This window comes from Koromonas humicola, assembly GCF_059726255.1.
On sequence record NZ_AP040873.1, the window covers coordinates 2,020,914 to 2,047,038 of the forward strand.

Sequence of the window (26,125 nt, forward strand, 5' to 3'; positions counted from 1 at the left end):
ATAAAGGGGAGCAGGTCACGGCGCAATCAAATTGTGATCACGTCTAACCACTCCACAATCCCCTGCCTGTGCCCGCCAATTGCGCAGCGAGGCAACAGAATCCACGTGCCACAACGGTCGGCCCCTTTCTTTTGAATCCATTACGGCTGCCGAGTTGCCCGCGATTTGTCGATGTTCTACTCGCGAGATCCACTCCAGCGCCCCTGAGCTTTGAGCGCGCCCACTTCCCTCAATGCCAGATTCCGCAACGCCATGTAGTCCGCTTTGGCGACGCGATTCAACGGAGTCTCTCCGACCTTCAGCAACACATAGTGATACGGTTGCATGTACGACGCTAGACTTCGCGCATGCCGTTCCAACTGCGACACAGCGAGTTCCTTTCCGCCTTGTACCTCAACGAAGGCCACGATCGCCTCAGAGGTGATCGGATGCGGAACTCCCACCACGGAACACAACGCGACTCCCTCCAAAGCTGAGAAATGGTTCTCCACGTCGCCCGGAAACACCTGATACCCAGAAGGCTTGATGATGAGCTTCGATCTTCCTGCCATGTGCAGCCCGGAGTTATCTCTGTACCCCATATCGCCCGTGTAGAGATATCCATCCCTCGAGATCGTGGCTGCCGTCGCTTCGGCGTTGTTCAAATAGCCCAGAAAAGTCTGTGGACCACGGAAGCAGATATGGCCTAGCTCGCCGTCCGGCAATTCTCTGCCAGCCAGGCCGTCTTCGCCCATCTGTTCGCGGATTGTCATTGGGTACACAGGCGTATCCCATCCTAGGCTTGCAGCGCACTCGTCCGCATGTTCACTCGCAGCCCTGATGTAAGTGCAGAATCCTGCAGTTTCCGTCAGTCCTAGCCCTGTTCCGACATTCGCAGCCATTCTGGCCATCTTCTCAATGAATGCCGGAGACACCTGCTGGCCCCCATACGCCGCGAACTCTAGGCCCGAGACATCGAACGACTCAAAATCCTTCAATCTCCATTCGAACTGGAACATTGCCGGAATCTGCCCAATTGCTGTGACCTTGTACTCCGCCACAGCACGCATCGAGCGCAGCGGATCGAAGGTCGGCACAAGCACTGCACACCCGCCATCAAAAAGGGTGCTCATCAGCAACTCCGTCTGACATCCAACGTGACTGGGTGGCAGATTCACGAGTGTGACCAACTCCGGCACCGCGCCATGCAGCAAAACTTTGCTTAGGCACATGTTTTGGCAGCTAATATTCCGATGCGACAAGAGCGCCGCCTTCGGAGATCCTGTCGAGCCAGTCGTGAAAATGACGAGCGCCGGATCGTTCGGCACCACTAACTCAGTAGCAAGCTCATATGCGGCATTCGCAGTATAATCGTGCAGCAAAGGCTGAGCTTTCGCCAGCAGTTCCGCGGCAGAAACTGCGCCCTCTACGCATACTTCCTGCTCTGCAAATTGCGCCGTCAGCTTCAATTCAAATCGCTGCTGCAACTCGGAAATAAACTCATCAGGGTCACCCAGCCCCGGGGTTTTCACGAAAGCGAATCCGGCAGGTTGCACCGTATTCAAGCTCCGCATTAGTTCTTCGCGACCAAGCCGCAAATCCAATGGCACGAACACAACCCCGATACGCAAGCAGGCATATTCCAGGATTATGTGCTCGCTTGTGAGTGGCAAAACGCTGGCGAAGAAATCGCCTTTGCAAAATCCCATTTCAAGCAGCAGCATCGCCATTGCCCGACTCTTTTGGTCAAACTCCGCCCAAGAAACTCGCTGGGTTCGGTCGGAATCAATGAGTGCTATTGAGGAAGGCTTCTCCTGTGCCCACTTCTTTACCGCTCCATGGAGCAGGTGACGATCACTGAATCGCAGTTCAAAATCCTCGAGCGTGAATCGAGGAGGCCGAGTTGAGTGCATACCCTCGATGCTATCGTGCTTTTTGCGAATCGTCGCCGGGCGACAGACGTTGAGAGAACAGTATTCGCGTTCCTGATGCTATTAGTTTTTTCGATTAGCCATTGACATACAAGCTCCAATGGCCGAGCATTTCTTATCCACCGACCGCCCGGTCGGTTTTCATATATAAAGGAGCTTCCTTGGCCACTATCTTCTACGCCCACGACGCCAATCCCGATGCGCTCAAGCCCAAAACCATAGCCGTATTCGGATACGGTAGTCAGGGTCATGCCCAGGCGCTCAACCTGCGCGAGAGTGGGTACAACGTCATCATCGGTCTCGACCCGGAACGCGGAACCGCCAAGCGTGCCCGCGAAGATGGCTTCGAGGTGCTTGCTCCTGCCGAGGCAGCGAAGCGAGCCGATTACCTCCAGATACTTACTCCCGACGAAACTCAGGGCGAGTTGTACGCTGAAGCTGTTCGCCCGTACCTCACCAAAGGCAAGGTCCTCGGCTTCTCGCACGGCTTCTCCATTCACTTCAAGACGATCGAAGCACCTGCCGACGTGGACGTAGTAATGATTGCTCCCAAGAGCCCCGGACATCTTGTTCGCCGCCAGTACACCGAGGGACGTGGCGTACCCGCGCTCATCGCGATTCATCAGGATGCCAGCGGACAGGCAAAGGAACTCGCTCTCGCCTACGCGCACGGTATCGGCTGCACCCGCGCCGGAGTTCTGCAGACCACATTCAAGGAAGAGACTGAAAGCGACCTTTTCGGCGAACAGGCCGTTCTCTGCGGCGGACTCACTTCCCTTATCAAGAAGGGGTTTGAAACCCTCGTCGAAGCTGGATACCAACCCGAAATTGCCTACTTCGAGTGCCTGCACGAGATGAAGTTGATCGTCGACCTCATCTACGAAGGCGGCCTCGATCGCATGCGCTACTCGATTTCGAATACCGCCGAGTACGGCGATCTGACCCGTGGTGAAGTCGTTGTTGGAGATACCACTCGTCAGGCGATGAAGAAGGTTCTAGGCCAGATTCAGAGCGGCGAATTCGCTCGCGAATGGATTGCCGAGCATCGCGGTGGCAACAAGAAGTTCAACGAGCTCCGCGCTGCTGAAAAGACGCTCCAGATTGAAGAAGTCGGAGCCAAGCTGCGCAGCATGATGGACTGGCTGCCCGATGCGACCAAGAGCACCGCAAAGAAAGTAAACGCATAACACCATCACGCAGGATTGAAGGAGCCGGGGCGTCGACCCCAATTTGCGACCCCGGCTGCACTATCAGTCCCACTGCGCCATTGTCACATTGAAGTTCCTTCTTGATCACCGCCCGGCTCTTCCTCTGAATGGAAAGACCTCAATGGACTTGAAACACCGCAGCTCTCAAATCACAGACGGACGCGACCAGGCACCCGCCCGCGCCATGTTCAAAGCAATCGGATTCAATGACGCGGACCTCGCCAAGCCGCTCATCGGCGTCGCCAACACGTGGATCGAAACCATGCCTTGCAATTACCACCTGCGCGATCTCGCAGCCAAGGTGAAGGAGGGCATTCGCCGAGCTGGCGGCACACCTATGGAGTTCAACACCATTGCTATCAGCGATGGTGAAACCATGGGCACCGAAGGCATGCGCGCTTCTCTCGTCAGCCGAGAGATCATCGCTGATTCCATAGAACTTGTTTGCCGCGGCCAGCTCTTCGATGCTGTCGTCTGTATCGTCGGATGCGACAAGACCATTCCGGCTGCAGCAATGGCCCTCGCGCGCCTTGATATTCCCGGCTTCGTCCTATACGGAGGCACCATCGCTCCCGGGAAATTCAATGGCAAGGACGTCACCATCCAGGATGTCTTCGAAGCCGTCGGCGCGAATGCGGCTGGAAAAATGAGCGATGCGGACTTGCTCGCGCTCGAAAACGTAGCCTGTCCCGGTGCAGGCGCCTGCGGAGGCCAGTACACGGCCAACACTATGTCCACAGTGATGGAGTTCATTGGCTTGTCTCCGATGGGGTTCAACAGTGTCCCTGCCCTCTCGCCCGAGAAGGACGCCGTCGCCCTCCAGTGCGGATCGGTTGTTATGGATCTCCTTCGCGCCGGTATCACTCCGCGCAGCATTCTCACTCCGCAGGCCTTCGAAAACGCGATTACCTCTGTCGCGACCACCAGCGGCTCCACAAATGCCGTCCTGCACCTGTTGGCAATTTCTCGCGAGGCTGGCGTCCCGCTCGACATCGACCACTTCCAAAAGATCAGTGAGCGCACACCCATTCTCGCCGACCTCAAACCTGCTGGGCGCTTCGTGGCTGCCGATGTTCACACTGCAGGAGGCAATCGTGTGCTTGCACAGCGCCTACTCGATCTTGGCTTGCTTCATGGCGACGCATTGACTGTCTCCGGTGATACGATCGCCGCAGAAGCCCAAAAAGCCAATGAGACACCCGGCCAAGCGGTCATCGTTCCCGTCAGCCAGCCACTAAAAAACACCGGAGGGCTTGTCATTCTCCACGGCAACATCGCACCCGAAGGCTGCGTCGTCAAAGTCAGCGGGCATGAGCGCCCCACGCATAAAGGTCCGGCCCGTGTCTTTGAAAGCGAAGAGGAGGCGATGGCAGCTGTAACCTCCAAGCGCATACGCGCCGGAGACGTTGTCGTGATTCGCAATGAAGGTCCACGCGGTGGCCCCGGAATGCGTGAAATGCTCTCCGTCACCGCGGCGATTGTGGGAGAAGGACTCGGCGAAAGCGTGGCACTCATCACCGATGGCCGATTCAGCGGAGCGACGCGCGGCCTGATGGTTGGCCACGTCTCACCCGAAGCGGCACTCGGTGGGCCGATTGGGGCAATTCAGGAAGGCGACCTGATCGAGATTGATGTCAACAGCCGAAAAATCGAAGTTGCACTCGATGAACAAACACTTCACCAGCGGCTCACGAGCCTTAAGCCACGTCATCCGCATTATCGCAGTGGCGTGTACGCGAAATACATCGCCCTCGTCGCCTCTGCATCTCAGGGAGCGATCACCAACCCCGGGGTGAATACCCAAGCGCCTTCTCGCAAGGTTTGAAGTCCCACAAGAAGGTCCATCGTGAACTCGCCATGTGCGAATCCACGGTGGGCAGTTCCAACCGACAGAGTTATGCGGGCAGCGTCTTCTGTTGCTTCAGTTCCTGCAACATTTTTTCGATTTGCTGCTCTCGTTCAAGCTTCTCGAACTTCCGCTCGATGTCTTCACCACTCATTTCGATTGTGGCCTGAGTGACGGCCTCTGCATGCAGCACCTTGTTGTTCATGCGCTGGAACACGCCGTAGTTGTCCTTCGAATCCGCTTTCTGACTGGCCATTGCGGCACGTCCGACGGCTTTTGTGCGCCGATGCTGCGCGATGAGAACATCGGCCTTTGCCTCGGCCTCGGAAATCTTTCGCTCCAGAGCATTCAACGCATCTTTGAGAATCTCTACCTGTGATTTCTGATCCTCAATCTGCTCTACAAAGTTGTCTGCAAGCTGCTTGTAACTTATGGCGCGATCTAGTCCGGCGCGCGCGAGCTTGTCATCGCCCTTGCCCACCGCAAGCTCCGCTTTGCGCATCCACTCCCGCTCAAGCCCCAGGTTTTCCTGCTGCTTCTTTTCGAGCAGGTGCAGATCCGCAAGCGCAATCGCAACCTGCGTCTTTACCTGCATGAACTGGTTCTGCATGTCGAGGATGACCTGCTTGATCATCTTCTCCGGGTTCTCGGCACGATCCACCAGTTCATTCAAATTGGCCCGGATTAATGTTGCCACTCGTTCCAGCAGTGCCATATGAAGCTCCTTTAGTAACTCCAGCAAACAGAGGGCGCGACCATCGCGCCCTCCCGCACTTCAATTACTTGCCTGCGCCTTTTGCCAGCGTGTTGCTATCCGTTCCGCCGTCTCCGGGCCTCGGTCCCTTGTCGCCGATTACACGAACCTGCGACATCAGGTCCTTCACGCTCATGCCAGAGAGCGCTTCGAACAGCGCCGGAACCTGTGCTGCCATCTGCGCGATGTCGCCAGTGATTTTGTTCACGCCTGCGCTGTGACCGTCTCCGGTGGAAACCACCGTGATCTTGTCCACCTGTGCCAGCGGAGCAGACAGTGCGCGCACCACTTCCGGCAAGCCAGAGATAAGCTTGTCCACAACCGCAGCTTGGTTGTACTCCTGGTAGGCTTCGGCCTTCACGTTCATTGCCTTCGCCTCAGCCTCACCTTTCTTGAAGATGATCTCGGCTTCAGCTTCACCCTGATCGCGAATGTTCGTCGCCTTACCTTCGGCTTCGAGAGTCAACCGCTGCTTCTCAGCCGCGGCCAGCGTCTCGATCCTCTGACGCTCGATCTCTGCCGGTTTCAACACCGTCGCAATCAATTCCTTCTCGCGACGAGCGATTTCGGCATCTTGCACCAGCACCTGCTGTTCCTTCTCGGCCTTTTGCACTTTCACGGCCTCGACCACCACTTGCTGCTGCATTACGTTTGTCTGGATTTCGTATGCCTTGTCAGCCTGCGCTTGCTGCTTCTTCACCGTTTCTGTGTACTCGGCTCTCTTGATGTCGAGATCGCGCTGTGCCTCGGCCTGCTTTGCCAACGAAAGCGTCTCGGCCGTGACTCGCTCCTGGTCAGCCTGAGCCTTTGCGACCGCGGCTTCGCGTTGCGCAATCGCCCGCTTCATCGCCGTGTCTCGCTCAGCTTCGGCCGTTGCGACGTCGGCATCCCGCTTAATGCGCGCCACATCCGGACGTCCCATATTCGTAATGTATTCGTTCTGGTCGCGCACTTCCTTAATCGTGAACGAAATCACGACCAGCCCCATTTTGTTCATGTCTTCGGCGCAAGTGGACCGCATGCGGTCGCTCACCATTTCTGGCTGCTTCACAATCTCTTCAACCGTCAACTGCCCGATAATGCCGCGCAGGTGGCCTTCCATCACCAACCGGATCAGCCCTTCACGCTCGTCTGGCCCCTTCGTCAAGAATTGCTCGGAAGCGGTCATGATCGATTCCGTATCCGACTTCACCTTGATCTGCGCTACAGCTTCGACGGTGACGGCCACGCCTTGCTTCGTGTACAGATCCTGCTTCGGAGCCACATCGAAGGACATCAGCTCCAGCGAAAGCTCGCGTGCGTTTTCAATCATCGGGATTATGATCGTGCCTTTCCCTTTGATGATTCGCATTCCGCGAAAGCCGTAGACCACCAACGCCTCGTGTGGTCCAGCTTTGCGATAGAGCTTCGCGAACGTCGCAAAAGCGAACATGACCACAAGTACGCACAGCCCAGCTAACACCAGCACTTCTGTCGGGATCTGAAATCCCATATTGCCTCCTCAGGCACAGCCAAGTTAAGAAACTACGATTGCAGAGACTTCGAGCCTACTTCTTCCGCCAACTCGTCCCAGCGCCGCACATATGCAATGCCGCGCTCGTATCGAGTCACAACAACTTCCGTGTCCTTCTCAATTTCGCAGCCATCCTCGCTCCGCGCCGCAACTGCACATCGCGCACCTTGCTGCGTGTACATAATCTCTCCCGTCCCTCCCTGCCGCAGACGCGAACTCACTCGCCCCAACACGCCAACCATCCGATAGTCCGCCTCGTCCATCGGCGCCTCAAACTTCATCAGCACCCGCGTAACAAGCATGAAAACTACCGTCGCACCCACGAATCCGCCGATGATCGCAATCAGCAATGCCACAAGCGCATACATATGCGAATGTCGCGTCAGCAGATAACCAATTCCACCAAACCACGCCAGGAATGCCGTGATCGTACCCAGATTGACCGCAGGAAGTGATCCGCAGCCGCCCGCACTGGCGTGAGGAACATGCCCTACATGTCCGACATGCCCAATATGGAAATGAAATGGCAAATGCAGGTTCAAATGAGCTCCGCCCATCAACATCGACAATACGCTGAGCAGAAATCCCACTAGGAAGCACGTCAAATAGAGTTCTGCAATTGTCATTTTCCGTTCCCTTTCTCCAATCGGCTCTCAAGCGGCAGCGATTCTGGTCGTAATACCTCCATCAGCCTCTCGACCAGTGTTGGAGTCTCGAGGATCGCACCCAGCAGCACAAGACAGCGGCGCGAGTCCTCATGCTTCGCCACCTGTAACAGTGCATGCGCCACTTTCCGGTCGCGCCGGAACCGCTCCGCCCCACTAATTAACCAGAGATCGACCGTGTCCTCCATAATGCGGGCGTCGCTAATCAGCTCCGTGTGATAGCCCTCAGGATCATCCACCATGTACCCCGGGTGAACCTTGAAGAATTTCGCCAGCATCATGCGTGTCGAGTTCGTTAGGTGAGGCCGAGCTCCGCTTTCGAGTTGAGACAGATAACTCTGGCTAAGCGCCTTTCCAGTTTCCTTCTTGATCGCCCGCACAGTCTCCAACTGCGTCATCTCGCGGCCCAGGCCGCGCATAGTGCCTTCCATCAAGCGCAAGTACCGTAATTTCTCTCCGAGCTTCATATAACGGATTGCAATACTAGTATTGCAATTTGCAATACGTCAACAGAAATCGACACGACGCTTCCAAGAAGGAGAGAGGAATTCGCGCTCCCCCGCAGCCCACTTCATCTCCGAAGCCATGCGCTGAGCCGAACCCTCCGCCAATCTCAAGGCGCCTTATGCGTCCCACCTCGGATGAACGCCTGCGCGTTTGGAGCCCCCGTGATCGCTGCCTGCGATGGGGCACCACCTCACCAGAGGTTATAGAATGGTGCGCGGAACAGAGGCATACCGCGTCGAGTGGGGGAAAAAGTGGAGCTGCGGCATCTGAAGTACTTCATTGTTGTGGCTGAGGAGCTAAACCTGAGCCGTGCGGCTGAAAGGCTGAACACGTCTCAACCCTCCCTCGGGCAGCAGATGCGAGCTCTTGAGACGCATATAGGAGTGCTCCTTTTTGAGCGGGAAAAGAATCGGTTTGAGCTAACCGAGGCGGGCCGCGTGCTTAAGCAGGAAGCTCAACGTTTACTTGCCCAATTGGACTCATCCATCCGTCTAGTGCGCGCGGCCGGGCGCGGCGAAGTAGGTGCGATTCGCATCGGCAGTTCTCCATCCGCCGAGGTCAAGGTTCTTCCCATTCTGTTGCCGAAGTTGAGGAAAGACTTTCCCGAGATGGAGTTCAACTTGCGCAGCATGTGGAGCCAGGCAGAACTACTCTCTGCTCTTCTCGAGTACAGGATCGACGTCGCGTTCGTTCGGGGACCTATCGCACATCCTGATCTGGGATCGCTTCTGATTTTGAAGGAGCGTTTTGTCGCCGTATTGCCCGCCGAACACCCGCTGGCACAGCGGGACAAGGTCTCTCTTTCAGAGCTGAAGGTCCTGCCTTTCCTCACCAACCCTCCTGCTTCGCTAAGCCAAGCTCTGCAGCAGGCACTTAAAGAAGCGGGAGTGACAGAGCTGACGACCCGGTTGGAGTGGGACACTCGCAACGTGATTCTTGACCTGAATGTTGTGGGATCGGGGCTTGGCTTCACGTTGTTGCCGGACTACGTCTTCAGGATCGCTCCTCCATCTTGCTCCGTGATCGAATTGGATACCGAGCAGCCGCTCGGAACGGACTTGATGATTGCATATCGCCGCGATAATCGCTCTCATATGCTGAGCTATTTTCTATCCACAGTTCGGCAATGCTTCCCCGATTGTGGCGACCAGCCACCACGCGTCTAATACCCAGACGTCCTGCATATAGAACCTCACTGCTCCTCACGCCAGAGATATCGAGAACTCTGAACGTGCGTTCCTCGCTCGTATTCTCCACGTTCTCAGGTGTTACGCGTGCATGGCTCAGGACACAGCGTGCTCCCCTCCGCTTGCCCGATACTTTGCCTCGGTTAGCAAGAACCAGAGGCTTAAATGATGAAGAAATTCTTTTTGATATTGCTTGCCTTCTGCGCAACCGCCTTTTCGCAAGACATGGGGAAAAAGAGCGATGCGTCCACTTCGACGAGCTACTTTGACAAGCTGAACTATGGAATTGAGATTCGCTCACGCTGGGAAGGCTGGAATAACCTTTCTGACCACAGCGATCTTAAGGATGACGAGCGCAACTGGTTCCGTAATCGTACGCGCGTCTTCGTTACGGCACCCATCACGAAGAATGTGACTGCTGACGTCACCCTCGGGAACGAATTCTCCAAGCGTTTCGCCACCGATACCCGCATGGATGTTGGCGAAGGCTACTTTGACCAAGCCGCCCTGACCTTTAAGAACTTCATGACGACCCCGAAGCTGACCCTCAAGGTTGGCCGCATGAATGCGCGCTGGGGTGAAGGCTTCCTACTCGGCGATGGCACCAGCAACGACGGTCCGCGCTCCGGATACTTCAACCTGGGTGTGCTGAGCTATAACAACAAAAACACCAAGGTTGACTTCATCGGCATTGCATCTCCGCGCTATGACGATTACCTGCCCGTGATCAACCGTCGCGTCCGTCGTCCGGTACCGCCGAACAACTACGCCATTTCTGCGCAACAGTTGAACGACGCTGACCAGTATCTAGGTGGCGTTTACGTTACTCAGAAGTTCGCGAACAAAGCCCAAGTCGAGGGCTATTACTTCTTCAACACCGACAACGGTGATCCGCGTGCCGCGACGAAGCCGGTGTTCGGCAATCGACACCTGAACGTGATCGGCGAGCACACGGTACTGCCTTTCAAGCCAGGCTGGACCTTCAATCACGAGTTTGTGTTCGAAAACGGATCGCGCAAAGACGGCGTTGATCTGCAGGCTTGGGGCGGCTACGGATATGTGCGCCGCGATTGGAAGGACAAGGTACTAAGCGGTGTTCAGGTTGGCTACGTTGCTCTCTCGGGAGACGATCCCGCCAGCACCAAGAAGAACGAGAGCTTCGACCCGATCTTCGGCAAGTGGGCACAGTGGGGCGACATGAACCTGTGGACCTACAACACCGAAGGAGGACCTGCAACCTTCGACAACTCCCATTTCCTTACACTGCAAGCCGACTTCAAGCCAGTTAAGAATCTCATCTTGAAGACGTACTACTACCACATGATGACCTTCCACTCTCTGGTTGGTCCGCAGTACGCGCCTGGCAACACGACCAACGGCGGCACGCGTGGCGATGTGGTTCGCCTCCGTGGCGATTACCAAATCAACCGTAACTGGAAGGCGCAGATTGCCTATGAGCGCATGGCTCCCGGCAACTTCTACGTGCACCAGTATCCCTCGAACTACTTCCGCACCGAACTCCAGTACAGCTGGTTCCGCGATGTAGAACGCAAGGCCGCAAAGGCCAAGTAGCAACTCACCAGACGGCGGCGCATCAGAGCGCCGCCTGAGTTTCAAATCGCAGGAGATCAAGAAATGGATCAGTACACGAAGAACGTACTAGAGCAGGGACTTTCGCGTCGGAACTTCCTTCGCAAAGCGGCTGGCGCGGCGGGTGCGAGCATGCTGGCAGTCCCCGGCTTGTCAGCATCGAAGACTGCCGAACATCCGGCAGAAATCAAAGACGTTGAATTCGGTCAGAGTGCTGACGGCGCGGCCACACTCTCCTTCCTCCCCAAGCCCAAGCCAATCGCGAACAAGGACATTCGCAACACGCTGACGTTTGACGTAATCGTTGTAGGCGCAGGCGCTGCAGGTGTTCCGGCTGCGCTCTCGGCCGCTGAGAACGGTGCTAGCGTGGCTGTGATTCAAAAGGCACCCTTCGCTTTGTCACAGGGCAACTCGGGAACCGGTATCGACTTAGAGAAGAGCGATAAAGCTGGTGTTGAGGCTCTGGTAGCTCGCGTCATGTCCGACAACTGTCATCGCTGCAATCCCAAGCTGATTCGGCAGTGGGCTTACAACTCGGGCGAAGCCGTGCGCTGGGTGATTGATCGTGCGAAGCAAGGTGGCTCGCCAGTAATCGATCAAGGCAACCTGCAGCAAGGCCGCATCGTGAACATGAACGGTTACAAGCTGAACTACGTTACCTCTTTCTTCGGCCCGAAGCCGTACACCACGGGCGATGGCATGCGCCACCTCGCAGTGACGGCCGAGAAAGCGGGCGTGAAGTTCTTCTACAACACGCCGGCGCAGCAGCTGGTACAGAGCTCTTCCGGTGAAGTGCACGGTGTCATTGCACAGAACCGCGACGGGAGCTACACCAAGTTCATGGCGAAGAAGGGCGTCATCCTCGCAACCGGTGACTATCAGAACAATCGGTCGATGTCTGATTATTTCCTGCCTGACATCAAGCATCTCGGTCGCAAGCAAATGGGAAAGACTGGTGATGGCTTCCTGATGGCGTACTGGGCGGGTGGCGTGATCGAACCAATCGGCCACACCAAGATGTTGCACGACTTCGATGCGGGGCCAGCAACCATGTGCGACATGCCATTCCTGGCAGTTGATCGCAAAGGCCGTCGCTTCGTCAACGAAACCGTCGACATGTCGCTGCTGAACAACTACCTGAAAGATGCCGAGAACGCTGGACACTACTCGCAGGTATTCGACTCGAACTACATGACACAGGCTGCAAACTGGCCCGGCAAGTTGATTCCGCCGGATGGCCTTAAGAACTACATGCCCGACGAACCGGGAGCGAAGAAGGGCGTCTTTGAGTCGCTGATTGGCACATACAAGGCCGACAGCCTTGAGGAACTCGCTGGCAAGCTTCAGGTTGAGCCCGCAACGTTTATCGCCACTGTGAAACGTTACAACGAACTGGTCGCATCCGGCAAAGACAACGACTTTGGCAAGCCTGCCAATTTCATGATCCCGATTGAGAAAGCTCCGTACTACGGAATCCATCGCCTGGTCCGCGTGTCGGCGATCTGTTCCGGCATGCTGGTTGATGAAAACCATCAGGCGCTGAATGGGGAAGGCAATCCGATCAAGGGTCTGTATCTCGTCGGCAATCTCGGCGGAGGCTTCTACGGAGGTATCGACTACCCGCTCACAGTATTCGGATTGTCGCTCGGACGCTGCTACACGTTCGGCTACCTGACCGGACGCCACGTAGCGAAGCTGTAGGCCAATTATGGAAAGGGTTGAACACAAAATGAAAGCACGTTTCTTAGCACTTCTTCTTGGCCTCGCTGCGTGTGTTTCTGTGTTTGCGACGGGAACAGATACTACGAAGACCGTACCCGCTCATGTTGCAAACGCAAAGGCCGGAGACTGCGCTGCCTGCCACAAGGGCAAGAGCCCGTTGCCGGAAGGACACGTACCGACCAAGGACCTCACATTCAAAGACTGCAAGAGTTGCCATGCGACCAACCTGCAAGGCAAGCTGCCGGGTGGTCATGTACACGCGCTGAACGGGGTTCAATGCGCTCAATGCCACACCAACCAAACTCCCCGCAAAGCTGTCTCCGCGTACCAGTGCACCCAGTGTCACGACGCGAAAGCATTGGCAGTGAAGACGGCGGACGTTAAGCCAAGAAACCCGCACAACAACCGTCACTATGGCACCGACGGTGATTGCAACATGTGTCACCATCAGCATAAGCAATCGGAAAACAAATGCGCGGAATGCCACAAGTTCGCATTCATCGTACCGTAGCCGAATGACACATTGATGAACTGGCGCTGCGCGACCATTCTCAGCGCCAGTTCTTTCTGAAATGAAGATCGGTGAGAACGCGAACATTGTGGACCAGTGTTATTGCCACCCTCCACCGAGAGCGCGATAGAGCTGCACAATCGCCACAAGTTCGTTCCGCCGGAGTTGTGCTAAGCGCAACTCCGCGTCGAACAGATCACGGTCGGCGTCCAGCGCGTCAAGAAGCGTGTCCACACCTCCTCGGTATCGCACATACGACAGCCTGGATCGATCCTGCAAAGTCGCAACTAGCTGTTCCTGTCGTCCTCGAATGTCGCGCACTTTCTGATACTGGACAAGTGAGTCCGACACCTCACGGAATGCGCTCTGGATAGAACGTTCATACTGCACTACAGCTACTTTGCGGCGGGCCTCCGCGATTTGTACGTTTGACTTAAGCCGTCCCCCAGTGAAGATCGGTTGGGTGATCTGCGGAGCGAACTGCCACGCCTTATTAGGTCCATCAAATAGGCTGCTTAGTTGATTGCTCTGGAACCCGAATACTCCGGTGAGGCTGATGGTCGGGAAATATGCTGCGCGAGCCACGCCGATCATCGCGTTGGATGCTATGAGGTTCTGTTCTGCCGAGCGGATGTCTGGACGACGCTCAAGCAGAGCCGAAGGCAGTCCGGCTGGCACCTCGGGTACATGCCATTGATCCAGTAACCTTGTACGCTGCACGGTCCCTGGTTGTTGCCCAATCAGGAAGCTGAGGCGATTCTCTGCCTGAGCAATGCCCTGCTCGATCGCGGGAATCGCTTGCGCAGCCACCTGCACCAGTTGCTCGCCTTGCCGAACCTCGAGTGTCGAGGCCATGCCCGTCTGTTCTCGGCTCCGAATCAGCCTCAGCGAGTCTTCGCGACTGGCCAGCGTTCGCTTTGCGATTTCCAACTCAGCGTCGAGTTCTACTAACTGATAGTAAGTAGCAGCCACATCGCTAACGACGGAAGTGACCACTGTCCTTCGATTCTCATCAGACGCGAGCAGTTCTGCACGCGCCGCAGCCGTGGCATTTCGCAGCCGTCCCCAGAGATCGACTTCATACGATAGAAGGCTCAGTCCGACGCTTCCATATGTACGCGAGGAGTTGAGATTCTCTGGTATTGCAAAGCTGCCATTCGCCGACGCTCGCTCGGTCGTTATGCCAGCGCTTCCCGCAATGGTCGGGAACTGATCGGCACGGGTCACTCCCAACGCGGCACGCGCTTCTTCGACTCGTGCTGCGGCTTCGCGCACATCGTAGTTGTACTTCACTGCGGCGCTTAGGAGTTGCTGTAACTGCTGATCCTTGAAGACGTCGAACCGCTTCAGGTCTCCAACCGAGACAGCCGTGGGCGATGTGTTTCCTCGAAACGCCGCGGGCGGAGACACTGCGGGCCTTTGATATTTCGGACCGACGGCGCAACCAACCATGACGAGTGACGTCGCAACCGCCAGCACGACTTGTGCTTTCATCCTGCCCAGCTTCATGCTGCGATCTCCTGAACTACATCCTGCTCCAAGCTTTCCGCTGCATGGCTCTTCGCTACAACGACATAGATCGACGGAACCACGAACAGTGTGAAGGCGGTGCCAATGATCATTCCGCTGACCAGCATGATGCCAATGCTGTTTCGAGCTCCTGCTCCAGGCCCTCTCGCCAGGATCAACGGGAAGTGCCCTACTACGGTAGCGGCTGTGGTCATCAGGATTGGACGGAGTCGTGTCGCCGCTGCCTCGAGTACTGCATCCAGCTTGCTCCTTCCCGCCTGCTGTAGTTCGTTTGCGAACTGCACGATCAAAATCCCGTTCTTCGAAATCAGACCGACGAGTGTGATCAGTCCGACTTGGCTATAGATGTTCAGAGTCGTGAACCCCAGGAACGAGAACACCAGTGCACCTGAGATTGCCAGAGGCACGGATCCCACCAGAATGATGAATGGATCACGGAAGCTCTCGAATTGGGCCGCCAGAACGAGATAAATCAAGACGCCGGATAGCAGGAAGGTCCCCAGAAACTTGCTGCCCTCCACTCGCAGCTGTCGTGACTGTCCGGCATAGTCCAGCGTGAATCCCTTTGGCAGATCTTTCTGTGCTTCGGTCTCCAGCAGTCGCAATGCCTGATCCAGAGTGACGTTTGGCGGAATCACGCCTTGAATACGAACCGCGTTCAATTGCTGAAACTTTCGAAGATCGCGTGGTTCCGTAGTGGTCTTCAGCGTAGCGAACGTCGACAAAGGAACAAGTTTGCCCTGCGATCCTGTAACGTAGATCTGCGACAGTTGATCCGGCGTGAGTCGCTCGGTACGCTTCACCTGCGGAATGACCTTGTAGCTTCGTCCCTCAATGCTGAAGCGATTCACGTAGTCACCGCCAAGCAGGGTCGAGAGATCACGCCCAGCCTGGCTCAAATCGACACCTTGAGAGCGCACCCGATCGCGGTCAAACACAACTTCTGTCTGCGGCTGATCAAATTTCACGTCGGCATCGGCATAGATGAACAGCCCGCTCTGCATTGCTTTCTGCACAAGCCTGTTTGCGAGCTCGACCAACTGCTTTGGTTCCGCAGGCGACGCGATCACAAAATCGACTGGGAAATCACCACCTCCAGGAAGCGGTGGTGGCGTCGTCGGAATTACTCGGATGCCGGGAACCTGTGACAAGGGCCCCATCGTTGACATCATCAACTGTTGTGCGCTCTTCGTACGCTGGCTCCACGGCTTCGTCACCATGCCACCGAAACCGCCGTTCGGGTTCGTAATCTGGAAAGTGCTCCCCGTCTCCGGAAGAGAGCGGTAAATGTCGTACACCTGCCGCGTGTAGAGGTTCGTCTGGTCAAGCGTCGAGTTCGCAGATGCCTGAATAATTCCAAACACCACACCCTGGTCCTCGGCTGGGGCAAGTTCCTTCATTGAAAACATGTAGAACGGAACCGCCAACAGCACGACCACTGCCCACACCGTCAAGACGACAGGACGATTACGCAACGTCTTGGCCAAAGTGCGACTGTAGGCGTCGCGGAGCCGATCAAAGCGACGGTTTACCCACCCAGCAAATCCGCGCTCGGTATCGCCCTTGCGAAGCAACTTCGCGCCCATCATTGGAGTGAGCACAAGAGCCACAACACCCGAAACTGCAACCGCTCCGGCAAGCGTGAATGCAAACTCACGGAACAGCGCTCCGGTCAGTCCACCTTGAATGCCCACCGGCGTATAGACCGCGGCCAGCGTGATAGTCATTGCGATAATCGGCCCTACCAGTTCGCGTGCCGCATCAATTGCGGCCCTGAACGGAGCCTTGCCGGAGTGCAGATGGCGCTCGATGTTTTCGACAACCACGATTGCGTCATCGACCACCAGACCGACCGCGAGCACGATCGCAAGCAGTGTGAGCAGGTTGATCGTGAACCCGGCAACCAACATCAGGAACACAGCACCCACGAGCGAGATCGGAATCGCAACGACGGGAATCAACACCGACCGTATCGAACCGAGGAACAGGAAAATCACGATCACCACGATGATCAGTGTTTCGGTGAGCGTGTGCAGAACCTCGTTGATGGCATCCTGTATGTATTCCGTCGAGTCATATGGGACCCCAACGTTGATACCAGCAGGTAGCTGTGCTTTGATATCGGGTAGCGCCTCTCGGACGCGATGAATTACGTCCAGCGAGTTCGCCGTCGGAAGCACCCAAACTCCCATGAAGGTCGCCGTCTCACCGTTAAATCGAACGTCCTCGTCATAGTTCTCCGCTCCGAGCACGACATCAGCGATATCGCCAAGACGAACAATGCTCCCATTCCCCTGCTTCACCACCATCTGGCGAAACTCTTCCGGCGAGCGCAAGTCGGTATTTGCAACCAGGTTTACCGACACCATGGAACCCTTCGTGCGACCGAGCGCGGAGAGATAGTTATTTCGTGCCAGCGCCTCCTGCACTGCAGTCGGTGAAATGCCGAGGGCTGTCATCTTGTCCGGCTTCAGCCAGATTCGCATGGCAAACGTGCGATTTCCAAGAATGTCCGCTCGTTGCACACCGCTGATCGCGCTCAGCTTCGGCTGCACGACACGGGTGAGGTAATCCGTGATCTGGTTCTGGTCGAGATCCTTCGACGAAAACCCGATGTAAATCGCCGCGAACTGCGTATCGGCATTTTCCACCTCGATCACTGGCGCCTCAGCCTCTGGCGGCAGATCATTACGCACCTGTGCAACCTTCGCCTGAATCTGCGTTAGCGCTGCATTCGTGTCATAGTTGAGCTTCAAGTGCACGGTAATCGTGCTGACACCTTGAGCGCTCGTCGATTCCATGTAGTCGATTCCGTCGGCGCTCGCGATCACGCGCTCGAGCGGAGTCGTAATGAACCCACGCACAAGATCCGAATTCGCCCCTACATACGTAGTGGTCACCGTGACCACGGCGATATCGCTTCTCGGATACTGACGCACACTGAGCGATCGGATCGACTGCAGTCCCGCGATCAGGATTACGAGACTCACGACAATCGCAAGGACGGGCCGCTTGATGAAGATATCGGTAAACTTCATGACTATTCCTTAGCTGTCTTCCGGCTTGGGCGCGGGGCTGTTGGAGGGCTGAACCTTGTTTTGCACGTTAACGGGCGCCCCGTTGCGCAGCTTGAACGTGCCTGAGGTCACAACCTCATCTCCAGGATTGACTCCTGAGACGATCGCTACCTGATCTCCTCGCCTGCGATCGACCTTCACGAACTGCTGGCGCACGCCCATGTACACCTTTCCCTTCTCGTCCTTCATCTGGCTCACGATATACACGGAATCGCCGAACGGGGCATAGCTCACCGCAGACGCTGGGAGAGAGATGAACGTCTTTCCTCCTCCCGTCCGCAGCTCAGCATCGACAAACATGCCTGGATGGAGCTTGCCTTTCGAATTCGACAAGGTGGCTTGTACGCGAACGTTTCGCGTACCTTCGTCGACCACCGAGTCGATCGCCGTGATGCGCCCTTCAGTCACGACACCGCTGAGTTCGCTCGCAGTGACACGGACCCGCTGTCCGACTTTCACCTCTATTGCTTCCTGCTGCGGCACTCCAAAATGGACATAGATCGGGTCAAGCGACTGAAGCGGAACAATAGGATTTCCCGCTGCGAGGTATTGGCCGAGATTGACCTGGCGAATTCCCAGCACGCCAGAGAAGGGAGCGTGAATCGTCTTGCGAGCGATTGTTGCGCGGATCTCTCCCACCTTTGCTTCAGTCGAATCCTTCTCTGCAGCCGCGCGATCATAATCGGCTCGCGGTACTGCTCCGGCTTCCACAAGGGCTTTCGTGCGCTTATAGTTCAGCAGTGCAAGATCTCTCTGCGCCTCGGCAGCTGCGAGTTGCGCCTTCTCCTGCCTCGTATCGAGTTCCACGAGCACCTCACCCGCGCGAACCTGCCGTCCGGACTCGAACGAGATCTTGTCGATGATGCCCGGTAGGTCTGCGCTAACCGTGACACCTTGAACGGCCACAACTGAGCCGACCGCTCGGAACGATGACGGCCAATCCTCCTGCTGCGCAATCACGGTCGTCACTGCGGCTGGGGGCGGTGTCATGCTGGCAGCCTTCGCCACCGCCGCCTGAATCTGTTGAAACTTCAACGCGCCGAGTCCACCGACCAACAGCAGCGCAATCACGACTGTTAGAACAACTCGCTTCACCATTACGGTTCTCTCTTCACCAATCAGTCTTATCGTTGCACTTAGGCAGATATCGCCACAGTGTTTGCTTGCATTCTGGAGGGCACGTCCGGACTGTTCGCCTGGACAAATGAAATTGCGCGCTGCTTCGCCGTCTCCACTTCTCGTGGGCCACATTTCAAAGAATTCCGCAGTCGCGCACGCTGTAGCGGTCCAACACTGAAAGCACGTACACAAATCGATGGAAGGTGTTTAGCTGTAGCACCACTGCGAGTTCAATCGGCAGATCCTGTACGTTGTTCGGCCGATCGGGCGTCTCCGCCTTCCCCCCCAGCGACGCGATCGGCTGCGCCGCTTTGATGGCCCTATCAATCACTGCGAGCCGACTCCACGATTCGGCCCAGGGGCGAAAGACGGTCGTCGCGTTGAGGCAGTCCCCGAGCGCCTCAGTGAAACACTGCTCCGCGAGCGAGTGACTCCCCGTCAGCATGAGTGCGAGCAGATACAGCGATCCCATTTCCTGTTTGAAAATCGCGCAAAACTCGTCCGTGCTCGTGTACTCGATTTGGATCCTGCTCGGCACCATGTAGTTCCGACCTCTTCTATTCATCCTTCTTTGCACCCTTGCTTTTCCTGTTAGAGCCGAAGCTCCGTATTAAGCGTTCGACAAGGTGTTTCGTTAAGACGCCGCGGCAGCAGTTGAACTCTGTGCCTTCGGCCATCATCCGGTGGAGGAGGTCCTCCCCTTGTTCGCTGATGATGGTGACGTCCTTCAAGTCCACTACGACACCATCGCCCCCGCAGCGAGTGGCATCGGTCCATGCCTTCTCCAGCTCAGACACCCAAGGGGCAATCAGCTTGCCTTCGAGTACGAGTGTTGTTTGCTGTCGAACGCGTGTTGCTGTGATCTTCAACATGGCTAACGCCGCTACTTAATGCATGAGCGTTACCAAACGCGAAACGAACGCCGCGTCCGTCCAAAATGCCAGATTTGTGTGGGGTTTCTGTGAGGTGTGCTTTAGTGTGAAGTTGATTTTAGAAGTGTCGATGTATTGTCGAAGTGTCGAAGGTGTCGAGAAAGTGTCGATAGCCTCTACACTCTCTCGTCGGCAGAGATTCTGAGCTTCTTCATGCGGGAGATCAATGTCGTGCGTTTGAGTCCAAGCCTGGCCGCGGCTCCCTTCGAGCCACCGACTCGACCTCCAGACTCTTTCAGCGCTCGCAATATCTCGTCTCGATCATTCGAATCCACATCCAGATCCGGTGCGCCCATAAAGATTCTGGTCGCAGTCTCAATCTTCAACTCACTCAACGGGAAATCAAGCGAGTGTCCGCGAGAGAGAATAACGGCACGCTCGACGAAGTTCTCCAACTCGCGGATGTTCCCTGGCCAGTGCCATTCACTCAAGCGCCTCAATGCAGAGGAAGAGATTGCGTCAATCTGCTTCTCCATACGGCGCGCGTACTTTTGCGCAAAGTACCGAACCAGCAATGGAATGTCCTCGGGCCGCTCGCGCAAAGGAGGAATACGGATCGGGAACACATTCAACCGATAGTAGAGATCCGCACGGAATTGTCGCTCGTCGATCATCGCCCCCAAGTCCCGATTTGTCGCAGCGATAAGGCGAACATCCACATGCTTCGTGTGATTACTTCCGAGTCGCTCGAACTCGCGCTCCTGCAAAGCGCGCAACAGTTTTGGTTGCAGTTCGATCGGAATGTCACCCACCTCATCGAGGAAGATAGTTCCACGATCTGCTAACTCCAGTCGGCCCAACTTCTGAGACACCGCCCCCGTGAATGCTCCCTTCTCATGGCCAAAGAGTTCGCTCTCCAACAATCCTGTGGGAATGGCAGCGCAGTTCAGCTTTACAAAGGTGCGCTCTTTGCGCCGGCTGCGGTCATGAATGGCGCGCGCCAGTACTTCTTTGCCAGTACCGGTTTCTCCGAGCAGAAGGACGGTGGAGTCGCTGGGCGCCACAGTATCGACAAGGTGCAGGACATGTTTCAGCCCGGAGCTCTGTCCGACGATGCCTTCAAAGTCGAACTCACCTCGAATCTCGTCTTCCAAGTACAGCTTCTCCTGCGCCAGTTTCTCTTTCAAGTCAGCGATTTCGCCGTACGCAAGTGCGTTCTCAACCGCAATGGCGATCTGCCTCGCAATCTGTTGCAGGAAATCGATCTCGTCTCTGGTAAAGCTATGATCGGCAAAACGCGACAACGCCATAACGCCAAGCGCACGGCCACGGCTCATAAGTGGAAGGAAACAGCCGGAGTGCAGTCCCTCCCGCAGTGCGGGATTCGAACAGGCCTCGGGGCAATCACGCTCGATTTCAGACCTGCCGCGAAGTTGAATCTCGCCAGTCCTGTACGCGATGCCTAGTGGCGATTGTTCCAGCGAAATCTTTGTCTCAGGCGTGAGAAATCCCTTCCCTTCCGGGAAGTCGAGGGCGTAAAACCGCATGTACGCGCCCTCCCCATCCGGCAGCGCAACACCAGCGGCATCACAGCTCATCACGCGTCGAACCGTACCGGACACCTCGAGCAGAAGATCATGCAGCTCAAGATTCGATACCAATCGATTTGTCAGATCGAGCACGAGCTGCAGCCGATCTTTCTTGACTTCAAGCTCGGCACGCGCCCGATTCATTTGCTCAAAACTGAGAGCGCTGTCAACGGCCAACGCGATGTGCTCTGCTACAAGTCCAAGAAAGCGAACCTCATCCTCGCTGTATGAATTGGGGGCCGAGAGCCCAACTGCCAACACTCCAACCTTTCTCTGCACAGTCGACAGTGGAAGGATGCATGAGGAGCGGATATCAATTCCCAGCAGAAACTCTCGCAGACGTGGATACCGATCATCCGTCTGCCAGTCGGGCACCACAACAGGCTGCTGCGTCTCATAGGCACAGTCGCTCGGGGACTCGTACGGCATGAACTCTGGGAATTCGAGGTTCTTATTGCTTCCGAAGGCCTGGAACGCCCTCCATCGAAGCTCACCGGAACGGTCGTCCAATACCTTGATCATGACGTAGTCGAACTCGACGAACTTCCTTAGCTCCTCGGCAAATCGCTGAATGACGATTTTGCCATCGCGACACGCAGCCACAGCGCTGGAGGCCCGCAGCAACGCTTCGTAACGCTGGATCGACGACTCAGACAATGCCTGCACTGCAACAGAATTCAGCATAGAGTTGGTTGCCAAGCTCCCGAATTTGGCCTTAGACGTAACAGATTCTACAAAGCGGTGTTCGGATTCGAAAAACACACAAGGGGTGTGCTGAAGAAAAATTGCTTGTCGCTCACTGTGGATGTGCGCTACAACTCCATGCAAAAATGAGTGTTGCGTCGGTGCTTTACGGTGCAGCTACAATGATCTGGAAGCTTGCACACCTGTAACTAAATTGCGAGCTTCCAGACGAGAGCCAACGTGCTCCAATACTCATACTTAATCGGAATTGGTTTCGTTTTCTTATCGATCACGGCTGTTGGGGTATATGCCGCGGGTAAGGTGAAGTCGGCCCTCGATTTTTCTGTCGGAGGCCGCCAGGCAACCGCCACGCTGGTCGCTGGCAGTTTGATGGGCACGATGGTAGGCGGGGCGTCAACCATCGGCACGGCCCAGGTAGCCTTCCGTTATGGACTCTCGGCGTGGTGGTGGTGTTTAGGGGCTGGCATAGGATTTGTGGTGTTGGCGTCAGGCTTGGGAAGTCGACTGTATGAAAGCGGAACGACTACGGTGCCGGAGTTGTTGGCACGAAGCTACGGCCATCAGGTTCGCCCGATTGTAGCGATCTTTACGTCGCTTGGAATTTTCTTCAGCTTCATAGGGAACAGCCTTGCTTTTGTCGCCTTGTGCAGTTCCGTGCTCCACACACGTCCATTGATTTCGGCGGTCCTTGGAACTGTGTTGATGCTCGTGTACGTCATGTTCGGAGGCGTGTGGGGCACAGGTCTTGGCGGAATCCTCAAGGTCGTTCTTGTCTATGTATCGCTGTTGTGCTGTGGCGTTGTAGCCTGGCACAAACTGGGCGGCATCTCTGGGCTGACTAATACTTTTCCTGCCTATCCATGGTTTTCGCTTTTTGGGCGCGGTTATGCGGTGGACGGCGCTGCAGGTTTCTCCATGCTGCTCGGTGTCCTCTCAACCCAAACCTATTTCCAAGCCGTGGTGTCAGCCAAGAATCTGAAAGCCGCGAGAAGCGGAGCTCTGATATCGGCCCTGCTCACCCCACTGATCGGGCTCGGCGCTGTGCTTGTTGGGCTTTGCATGAAAGCTCAATTCCCCGCGACCCAATCCGCTGAAGCAATGCCTGCGTTTGCATTGAAATTGCTTCCTCCGATGCTCTCGGGCATTGTCATTTCCACTCTGCTCGTCACAATAGTGGGCTGCTCCGCTGGGTTGGCACTTGGAATGTCAACGATGTTTGCAGTGGACATTTACAAGCAGCATCTGCGGCCCGCCGCCTGCGAAATAGAAATCTTGAAGGTGCAGCGCGTAGCACTCTTGCTCATATCGGTGGTCCCGCTGTGGTTCGTCACCGGCAATTCCAGCACGTTGATCTTGGACTGGAGTTTCCTCTCCATGAGTCTGCGTGGTTGTTCGGTGTTGTTCCCTCTGCTTGGGTCCTTGTTCCTCCCGCAATATGTTAGCCAGAAAGCAGGAATGGCCGCAGCATGCCTGGGGCCGCTAACAGCTCTTCTCTGGCATATCGTGGTCCCAAAGGGAGTCGATCCGCTTTATCCTGGACTCGCCGTAAGTTTTCTAGCACTCGCCGTTCTGAGCGCCCTTTCTCCAAGGAACTCATCCACTGCGCTGAGTCGCGAACTCGGCCCCGACTCTGAGACGTAAACGAATGGATACCCATCGATAGCCTGGAGCCTCTGAGGTGGTTTGAACAAAGCGATCTTCGAGCGCCGCAAAATGGGACATCGTTTTATCGAGATCAATACCGACGCCCTTCTGCGAAAATGGAGAAAACGGGCAACACAAATAAAGGAGAAATAATGAAACACGCACGTGCAGACTACGACCATATTCAAGACCCCACAGGAAAGATTCCCGAAGACGAGCCCGTCATGATGTTCCGTGGCCAGGACATCTTCGCTCCAGTGGCGTTGGAAGCGTACGTAGCAATGTGCGAGGCAATGGCTTCAACGTTGCCGCTGGATTCTCCGGAGCGGCAGAACCTCCGTGACATGGCCGTAACTGTGCGCGTTCACATCAACCGGATGCATAAATGGCAACGTGAACACAGAGCCAAAACCCCGGACCTATAAGTCCTGAGCTGCTTCACTTACCCCGCGACTTGCTGAAGCCCTTCGGCCCAAAACTGATGCCGCATCTGTGATCTATCGCGTTGCCGTCTTCGCGCAGCGATCTAGAGCATGAGGTAGGCGCAAAGAATCCTGACGTCGTCCGCCACCACTCCTGAGAAGGAGCGGTAGCGGCGGATTCAGCTATTAGTAGGAGGGACTCTTAGCGCTATCTGCGGATGAGAAGTATCTTAGCCAGAAATCAAGTTTTGCAGCATCAGTCGGCGGAATAGACTCACATTTCGCTCCAAGCCGCATTACAGCAGGGCTTGCTTGATCGACGGGGCTCCACCTCGGCACCGAGTCCCCATTCGGATCGCCTTTTGAGGCCATGTTCTTCCAGTACGTCATCATCATTCGCGAGATTTCGAAGTCCACCAGCTGCCAAGAACGGTCGAGCGTCCGCAAATTGCCGAAAGCATACGGTATTTCCCCAGTGTGGAACGCTCCAAACTCAGGATGTTCAGGCCATGGGATAGCGCGGTCAAAATAGTACACATACACCGCGCTTTTGTGAGTCTTCGTTCTACTGCTTGCCCACCCATACATTCCTGCTTTCAAACGGTCCTGCCCGCTTGCCGCATCTGCGTGCTTCACATCATCGTCGGTGCGCGCTGGATAGAGCTTCAAGAACTCCTCGGCCATTGATCCATATCTGACATGAGCATGCTTCTGGTACTCCGACACAGTTGCGAGCCGCAGCGCTGACATATCCGAATCGCGCTCCTGAAACCCAGTAATCACGGGCACATCATTATCTTTCCCCGGCTCAGTAGTGAGCACCGTCGCGTTGTCAGGCAGCACCCATCCGTCAATGATCGGACCTGACGTCGCCTCTCCCGCCAGAAGTTCCTTCGCTGGCACTCCACGTAACATCTGTATCGAAGTAGCTTTCTTACTCTCCGCGAAGCTAACGCCAGCGGCTTCAGCTTCGCTTAGCGTTTTCACTGCGCCGCGCCCATTAATTCCACTGTCCGCGATGGCAGCATGGAACAGACCGCGACTCAGCGGCGTCGCCAACAAATCCCAAACACTCTTCGCGCCTGCAGACTGACCAGCAATGGCCACGCGTGACGGGTCTCCTCCAAACGCTGCGATGTTTTCCTGTACCCACTTCAGGGCAGCAATTTGATCGAGCAGACCATAGTTGCCCGAGCTGTGATGTTCGGATTCAGATGTCAAATCCGGATGTGCCAGAAACCCAAACACACCCAGGCGGTAATTAATGGTCACAACTACCATGCCCGTCTTCGCCAGTTGCTCGCCATCATAGATCGGAACATCACCTGATCCCGCACGAAATGCGCCGCCATGAATGAAGACGAGAACCGGCAATTTATCCGTCTTGCCTGCAGCCGGAGTCCATACGTTCAGGTATAAGCAATCCTCACTGACCGGCGTCATATACAAGAACTCTTTCGTATAGGGTCCGAATTCTGTATTAGGTCCCTGCATGCACGAAGGTCCGAAATGATCGGCTCTGAACACGCCCTTCCACGCCGCGGGCGGCTGCGGAGCGCGCCATCGCTTCGCCGCAATCGGAGGGTCCGCATAAGGGATGCCCTTGAACCTCAGCACAGTGCTGTCACTGTTGGCGACTCCAACCACCGTGCCATAACTGGTCTTGACCGCATCCCTCAATGCGTTCGAACTTGCCGCCACACATCCTGCGGCAACGAACAGCACCACCCCGATCACCACCAACTTCCTCATTG

The 26,125-nt window shown here is 56.0% G+C and carries 20 protein-coding genes; 8 read left to right on the plus strand and 12 right to left on the minus strand.

Annotated elements, in window-relative coordinates; all coding sequences use genetic code 11:
- Positions 1-176 precede the first annotated feature (176 nt).
- On the minus strand, positions 177-1,892 hold the full coding sequence (locus AC6IZD_RS08765; RefSeq protein WP_497787311.1) for a class I adenylate-forming enzyme family protein: 1,716 nt from the start codon (positions 1,890-1,892) through the stop codon (positions 177-179).
- Positions 1,893-2,071: 179 nt separating this feature from the next.
- Between AC6IZD_RS08765 and ilvC the strand changes: the two genes are divergently transcribed.
- Positions 2,072-3,097: a ketol-acid reductoisomerase gene (gene ilvC, locus AC6IZD_RS08770; protein WP_497787312.1), complete on the plus strand. Its 1,026-nt coding sequence runs from the start codon at positions 2,072-2,074 to the stop codon at positions 3,095-3,097.
- Positions 3,098-3,239: 142 nt separating this feature from the next.
- Complete coding sequence (gene ilvD / locus AC6IZD_RS08775) at positions 3,240-4,943, plus strand: dihydroxy-acid dehydratase (RefSeq protein ID WP_497787313.1); 1,704 nt, start codon at positions 3,240-3,242, stop codon at positions 4,941-4,943.
- A 70-nt stretch (positions 4,944-5,013) separates the two neighbouring features.
- Here ilvD and AC6IZD_RS08780 read toward each other — a convergent pair whose 3' ends face one another.
- From AC6IZD_RS08780 to AC6IZD_RS08795, 4 genes are all read right to left on the minus strand, one after another.
- A complete protein-coding gene (locus AC6IZD_RS08780; RefSeq protein ID WP_497787314.1) occupies positions 5,014-5,679 on the minus strand; it encodes a PspA/IM30 family protein in 666 nt (221 codons plus the stop codon).
- 64 nt (positions 5,680-5,743) lie between these two features.
- Positions 5,744-7,210, minus strand: coding sequence for a flotillin family protein (locus tag AC6IZD_RS08785; protein WP_497787315.1), 1,467 nt, complete (start codon positions 7,208-7,210; stop codon positions 5,744-5,746).
- A gap of 32 nt (positions 7,211-7,242) precedes the next feature.
- Positions 7,243-7,857, minus strand: a complete 615-nt coding sequence (locus AC6IZD_RS08790; protein ID WP_497787316.1) for an NfeD family membrane protein — start codon at positions 7,855-7,857, stop codon at positions 7,243-7,245.
- Positions 7,854-8,315, minus strand: a complete 462-nt coding sequence (locus tag AC6IZD_RS08795; protein ID WP_497787317.1) for a transcriptional regulator — start codon at positions 8,313-8,315, stop codon at positions 7,854-7,856. Before AC6IZD_RS08795 ends, AC6IZD_RS08790 begins: the two co-directional genes overlap by 4 nt.
- A 327-nt stretch (positions 8,316-8,642) precedes the next feature.
- Here AC6IZD_RS08795 and AC6IZD_RS08800 point away from each other — a divergent pair, with 327 nt between their 5' ends.
- From AC6IZD_RS08800 to AC6IZD_RS08815, 4 genes are all read left to right on the plus strand, one after another.
- Positions 8,643-9,569: a LysR substrate-binding domain-containing protein gene (locus AC6IZD_RS08800; protein WP_497787318.1), complete on the plus strand. Its 927-nt coding sequence runs from the start codon at positions 8,643-8,645 to the stop codon at positions 9,567-9,569.
- 186 nt (positions 9,570-9,755) lie between these two features.
- Positions 9,756-11,162 (plus strand): alginate export family protein, encoded by a 1,407-nt coding sequence (locus AC6IZD_RS08805; protein WP_497787319.1) that lies wholly within the window; start codon positions 9,756-9,758, stop codon positions 11,160-11,162.
- Between the two features lie 63 nt (positions 11,163-11,225).
- The gene (locus tag AC6IZD_RS08810) at positions 11,226-12,881 is read left to right on the plus strand and encodes an FAD-binding protein (protein ID WP_497787320.1); all 1,656 of its coding nucleotides are present in this window, start codon (positions 11,226-11,228) and stop codon (positions 12,879-12,881) included.
- A gap of 28 nt (positions 12,882-12,909) precedes the next feature.
- Entirely contained in the window at positions 12,910-13,413 is a 504-nt protein-coding gene (locus tag AC6IZD_RS08815; protein WP_497787321.1) for a cytochrome c3 family protein, read from the plus strand.
- A 99-nt stretch (positions 13,414-13,512) separates the two neighbouring features.
- Here the strand turns inward: AC6IZD_RS08815 and AC6IZD_RS08820 are convergent, their stop codons facing one another.
- The 6 genes from AC6IZD_RS08820 to AC6IZD_RS08845 form a co-directional block, all read right to left on the minus strand.
- The gene (locus AC6IZD_RS08820; protein WP_497787322.1) at positions 13,513-14,922 is read right to left on the minus strand and encodes an efflux transporter outer membrane subunit; all 1,410 of its coding nucleotides are present in this window, start codon (positions 14,920-14,922) and stop codon (positions 13,513-13,515) included.
- Positions 14,919-17,981: an efflux RND transporter permease subunit gene (locus AC6IZD_RS08825; RefSeq protein WP_497787323.1), complete on the minus strand. Its 3,063-nt coding sequence runs from the start codon at positions 17,979-17,981 to the stop codon at positions 14,919-14,921. Before AC6IZD_RS08825 ends, AC6IZD_RS08820 begins: the two co-directional genes overlap by 4 nt.
- A gap of 9 nt (positions 17,982-17,990) precedes the next feature.
- On the minus strand, positions 17,991-19,118 hold the full coding sequence (locus AC6IZD_RS08830) for an efflux RND transporter periplasmic adaptor subunit (protein WP_497787324.1): 1,128 nt from the start codon (positions 19,116-19,118) through the stop codon (positions 17,991-17,993).
- A 154-nt stretch (positions 19,119-19,272) separates the two neighbouring features.
- Entirely contained in the window at positions 19,273-19,704 is a 432-nt protein-coding gene (locus tag AC6IZD_RS08835; RefSeq protein WP_497787325.1) for a hypothetical protein, read from the minus strand.
- Positions 19,697-20,011, minus strand: coding sequence for a hypothetical protein (locus AC6IZD_RS08840; protein WP_497787326.1), 315 nt, complete (start codon positions 20,009-20,011; stop codon positions 19,697-19,699). Before AC6IZD_RS08840 ends, AC6IZD_RS08835 begins: the two co-directional genes overlap by 8 nt.
- Positions 20,012-20,187: 176 nt before the next feature.
- Complete coding sequence (locus AC6IZD_RS08845; RefSeq protein WP_497787327.1) at positions 20,188-22,284, minus strand: sigma 54-interacting transcriptional regulator; 2,097 nt, start codon at positions 22,282-22,284, stop codon at positions 20,188-20,190.
- 240 nt (positions 22,285-22,524) lie between these two features.
- Between AC6IZD_RS08845 and AC6IZD_RS08850 the strand changes: the two genes are divergently transcribed.
- Positions 22,525-23,946 carry a sodium:solute symporter family protein gene (locus AC6IZD_RS08850; RefSeq protein WP_497787328.1) on the plus strand — a complete coding sequence of 474 codons (1,422 nt, stop codon included), beginning with the start codon at positions 22,525-22,527 and terminating at the stop codon, positions 23,944-23,946.
- Positions 23,947-24,101: 155 nt separating this feature from the next.
- The gene (locus AC6IZD_RS08855; protein ID WP_497787329.1) at positions 24,102-24,374 is read left to right on the plus strand and encodes a hypothetical protein; all 273 of its coding nucleotides are present in this window, start codon (positions 24,102-24,104) and stop codon (positions 24,372-24,374) included.
- Between the two features lie 183 nt (positions 24,375-24,557).
- On the opposite strand, the gene AC6IZD_RS08860 is transcribed toward AC6IZD_RS08855, so the two are convergent.
- Positions 24,558-26,123 (minus strand): carboxylesterase/lipase family protein, encoded by a 1,566-nt coding sequence (locus AC6IZD_RS08860; RefSeq protein WP_497787330.1) that lies wholly within the window; start codon positions 26,121-26,123, stop codon positions 24,558-24,560.
- Positions 26,124-26,125: the final 2 nt, after the last annotated feature.

Bases quoted from the DNA above. Each gene is read 5' to 3' on its own strand.
- AC6IZD_RS08765 (WP_497787311.1), bottom strand. From the start codon at position 1,892: ATGCACTCAACTCGGCCTCCTCGATTCACGCTCGAGGATTTTGAACTG.
- ilvD (WP_497787313.1), top strand. From the start codon at position 3,240: ATGGACTTGAAACACCGCAGCTCTCAAATCACAGACGGACGCGACCAG.
- AC6IZD_RS08780 (WP_497787314.1), bottom strand. From the start codon at position 5,679: ATGGCACTGCTGGAACGAGTGGCAACATTAATCCGGGCCAATTTGAAT.
- AC6IZD_RS08785 (WP_497787315.1), bottom strand. From the start codon at position 7,210: ATGGGATTTCAGATCCCGACAGAAGTGCTGGTGTTAGCTGGGCTGTGC.
- AC6IZD_RS08790 (WP_497787316.1), bottom strand. From the start codon at position 7,857: ATGACAATTGCAGAACTCTATTTGACGTGCTTCCTAGTGGGATTTCTG.
- AC6IZD_RS08795 (WP_497787317.1), bottom strand. From the start codon at position 8,315: ATGCGCGGCCTGGGCCGCGAGATGACGCAGTTGGAGACTGTGCGGGCG.
- AC6IZD_RS08805 (WP_497787319.1), top strand. From the start codon at position 9,756: ATGATGAAGAAATTCTTTTTGATATTGCTTGCCTTCTGCGCAACCGCC.
- AC6IZD_RS08810 (WP_497787320.1), top strand. From the start codon at position 11,226: ATGGATCAGTACACGAAGAACGTACTAGAGCAGGGACTTTCGCGTCGG.
- AC6IZD_RS08815 (WP_497787321.1), top strand. From the start codon at position 12,910: ATGAAAGCACGTTTCTTAGCACTTCTTCTTGGCCTCGCTGCGTGTGTT.
- AC6IZD_RS08820 (WP_497787322.1), bottom strand. From the start codon at position 14,922: ATGAAGCTGGGCAGGATGAAAGCACAAGTCGTGCTGGCGGTTGCGACG.
- AC6IZD_RS08825 (WP_497787323.1), bottom strand. From the start codon at position 17,981: ATGAAGTTTACCGATATCTTCATCAAGCGGCCCGTCCTTGCGATTGTC.
- AC6IZD_RS08830 (WP_497787324.1), bottom strand. From the start codon at position 19,118: ATGGTGAAGCGAGTTGTTCTAACAGTCGTGATTGCGCTGCTGTTGGTC.
- AC6IZD_RS08835 (WP_497787325.1), bottom strand. From the start codon at position 19,704: ATGAATAGAAGAGGTCGGAACTACATGGTGCCGAGCAGGATCCAAATC.
- AC6IZD_RS08840 (WP_497787326.1), bottom strand. From the start codon at position 20,011: ATGTTGAAGATCACAGCAACACGCGTTCGACAGCAAACAACACTCGTA.
- AC6IZD_RS08845 (WP_497787327.1), bottom strand. From the start codon at position 22,284: ATGCTGAATTCTGTTGCAGTGCAGGCATTGTCTGAGTCGTCGATCCAG.
- AC6IZD_RS08855 (WP_497787329.1), top strand. From the start codon at position 24,102: ATGAAACACGCACGTGCAGACTACGACCATATTCAAGACCCCACAGGA.
- AC6IZD_RS08860 (WP_497787330.1), bottom strand. From the start codon at position 26,123: ATGAGGAAGTTGGTGGTGATCGGGGTGGTGCTGTTCGTTGCCGCAGGA.